This is a genomic window from Actinoplanes sp. NPDC048791 (genome assembly GCF_040650095.1).
GTDB lineage: Bacteria > Actinomycetota > Actinomycetes > Mycobacteriales > Micromonosporaceae > Actinoplanes.
Genome location: NZ_JBEZGQ010001059.1, coordinates 1 through 2,777, shown reverse-complemented (window position 1 = coordinate 2,777; position 2,777 = coordinate 1). Strand labels below are relative to the sequence as shown.

Sequence of the window (2,777 nt, the reverse complement as noted above, 5' to 3'; positions counted from 1 at the left end):
CGGGCCGAGCAGGTCGCAGCTCGCCGGTCGGCCGCCCGGCGGCGGGCGCACGGGCTGGTCGACCGGCAGGCCGCCCGCCTGGCCCGCGGCCGCCCGGACGCCTTCGAGCCGGACCTCCACTGCACGCAGTGACCGGCCGGCCGGTCAGGGCATGGGTTCGCCGGCCACGGCGGTCATGAAGTCGGCGATCACCGCCAGTTCCCGGTCGTCGTAGCGGCCCAGCAGCGTGACCATGTGCTCGGCCTGCCCGGTGTAGTGCGGATGCACGCGGGCGGCGATCTGCTCCTGGTCCAGCGACACGATCACCTTGCGCCGGTCGTGCGGGTCGCGGTCGCGGCGGACGAAGCCCGCGCCCTCCAGCCGGTCCAGCACCCCGGTGACCGTGCCGGTCCGCAGCCCGGTCAGCTCGGCCAGCCGGCCCGGGGTCAGCGGGCCGTGCACCTCCAGCAGCGTCATGAACTGGGCGTCGCTGGGTCCGAGTTTGAGCTGCTCCGACACCTGGTGGCTGTAGAGCACCGCCGCGGCGATCATCCGGCGGGTCGACTCGACGATGCTCTCCTCCCGCGCCGTCCGCGACGGGGCCGGGCCGGATTCACTCGTGGACACAAGTATCTCGCATTCGCTAGTATCTCGGCTAGACGAGATAATCGGCGGTACGAGGAATTTTCTCACGGGGGAGGACGGACATGGCGAAGGCGCAGACCGCACTGGTGATCGGCGGCGGGATCGCGGGGCCGGTAACGGCGATCGCGCTGCGGCGGGCCGGTATCACCGCGACCGTGTACGAGGCGTACGACCGGCAGGCCGACGGCATCGGCGGCGAGCTGATGCTCGCGCCCAACGGCATGGCGGCGCTGGCCGCCGCGGGCATCGCCGACGAGGTGGCGGCGGCCGGGGTGCCGACCCCGCGCATGGTCATGGAGACCGGTCGCGGCAAGCGCCTCGGCCAGTTCGAGGACCTGCCCGGCCTGCCCACCAGCCACACGTTCACCCGGGCCCGGCTCTACCGGGCGCTGACGGACGCGACCGCCGCGGCCGGTGTCCCCGTCGAGTACGGCAAACGGCTCACCGCCTATGTGGACCACGGCGACCGGGTGACCGCGACCTTCGCCGACGGCAGCACCGCCGAGGCCGACGTGCTGCTCGGCGCGGACGGCATCCGCTCGACGGTGCGCGGCCTGCTCGACCCGGCCGCGCCGCAGCCGCGCTACTCCGGCCTGGTCGGGCTCGGAGGCTGGAGCCGCGGCCATGGTCTGCCGAGTACGGGAGGAGCGATGCACCTGGCCTTCGGGCGCAAGGCGTTCTTCGGCTACCGGATCGGCGACGACGGCGAGGCCGGCTGGTTCGCCAACGTGCCCTCGGCCCGGATGCTGACCGCCGCGCAGGCCACCGAGATCCCGGCGGCCGAATGGCTGCGACGGCTGCGCGAGCTGTTCGCCGCCGACACTCTGCCGGCGCTGGGTCTGCTCGACCGGGTCGACCCCGGCCAGCTGGTCATCGTCGGCGGGCTGCAGGACATGCCGCCCGTACCGGTGTGGCACCGCGGCCGGGTGGCCCTGGTCGGCGACGCGGCGCATGCGATGACCCCCAGCTCGGGGCAGGGCGCGTCGCTGTCCATCGAGAGTGCCGTGGAGCTGGCCCGGGCCCTGCGGGACCTGCCCGTCGAGCAGGCCTTCACCTGCTACGAAGGGTTGCGCCGGGCCCGGGTGGAGCGGGTGGCCGCCCGGACGGCCCGGGTGAACAACGACAAGGCGCCCGGTCCGGTCGGCCGGATCCTGCGGGACCTGCTGTTCCCGCTGGCCATGCGCTCGTTCTACGACCAGGAGAAGATGTTCGGCTGGCTGCACAGGTACACCGTTGACTGGGCCACGCCGGCCGGGACAGTGGCAGCAGCGCCGCGATCGTGATCGCCAGCAGCAGCCTCGAGTTGCTCCACAGTGGCGGGCCCAGCGCCGGGACAGGCAGCAGCATCACCACGAGCACGAGGGCCGGCCAGGCGCGCCTTGCCCAGGCCGGGCCGCGTACGGGCAGCAGCGCGGCCAGGACCAGCCAGACCTGGTGATGGGTCCAGGAGACCGGGGAGAGCACCACGCTCGCCGCGCCGGTCAGCACCAGCGCGGAGAACCAGTCACCGTCACGGGCCCGGCCGGTGGCCCGGTGCAACGCCAGCGCGGCGATCACCCCACCGGCCACCAGCACCACGGCCGAGCGCACCGACGCGGACAGCTCGACGCGCAGCAGAGCCCCGTTCAGCGACTGGTTGCCGACCGAAGTGATGTAGCCCAGGCGGCTCACGTGCGAGATCTCGGTCGTCCAGAACCGCCACGAGTCGCCGGGCAGCGCGACCGCGGCCAGCGCGCCGCACGCCGCGAAGGTCACCGACGCCAGCACGGCCGCGCGGCGGCGACCGGCGAACCAGAGCAGCGGGATGAAGATCAGCGGGGTCAGCTTGACCGCGGCGGCCAGCCCGACGAGCAGGCCCTGCCACCGGCTGTGCCGCAGGGCCAGCAGGTCGACCGCGATCAGGGCGGCGAGGAAGAGGCTGACCTGGCCGTACTTCAGGTCGGAGGAGACCGGCGCCGACAACACCAGGACCAGGGCGTACGCGGGGGCCCGCCGGCCCAGCAGCAACGCCAGACCGGCGACGGTGACGATCGTGGCGAGGGTCCAGGCCAGCTGTAACGGCAGGGTGGGGACGCCGGCCAGGGGCAGGAAGACCAGGCCGGCGAACGGGGGATAGGTGAAGGGGGCGTTGCCGGCGCTGATGAAGTCGTACA

At 73.4% G+C, this 2,777-nt stretch carries 2 protein-coding genes and 1 pseudogene; 1 reads left to right on the top strand and 2 read right to left on the bottom strand.

Features of this window, described 5'->3' with window-relative positions:
* Positions 1-144: 144 nt before the first annotated feature.
* A complete protein-coding gene (locus AB0C29_RS42095; RefSeq protein ID WP_360833037.1) occupies positions 145-606 on the bottom strand; it encodes a MarR family winged helix-turn-helix transcriptional regulator in 462 nt (153 codons plus the stop codon).
* Positions 607-686: 80 nt separating this feature from the next.
* Here AB0C29_RS42095 and AB0C29_RS42090 point away from each other — a divergent pair, with 80 nt between their 5' ends.
* Positions 687-1,907 carry an FAD-dependent monooxygenase gene (locus tag AB0C29_RS42090; protein WP_360833034.1) on the top strand — a complete coding sequence of 407 codons (1,221 nt, stop codon included), beginning with the start codon at positions 687-689 and terminating at the stop codon, positions 1,905-1,907.
* A 229-nt stretch (positions 1,908-2,136) separates the two neighbouring features.
* Here AB0C29_RS42090 and AB0C29_RS42085 read toward each other — a convergent pair.
* A pseudogene (locus tag AB0C29_RS42085) lies at positions 2,137-2,688 on the bottom strand (glycosyltransferase 87 family protein); the annotation flags it as partial.
* Positions 2,689-2,777: the final 89 nt, after the last annotated feature.

Bases quoted from the DNA above. Each gene is read 5' to 3' on its own strand.
- AB0C29_RS42090 (WP_360833034.1), top strand. From the start codon at position 687: ATGGCGAAGGCGCAGACCGCACTGGTGATCGGCGGCGGGATCGCGGGG.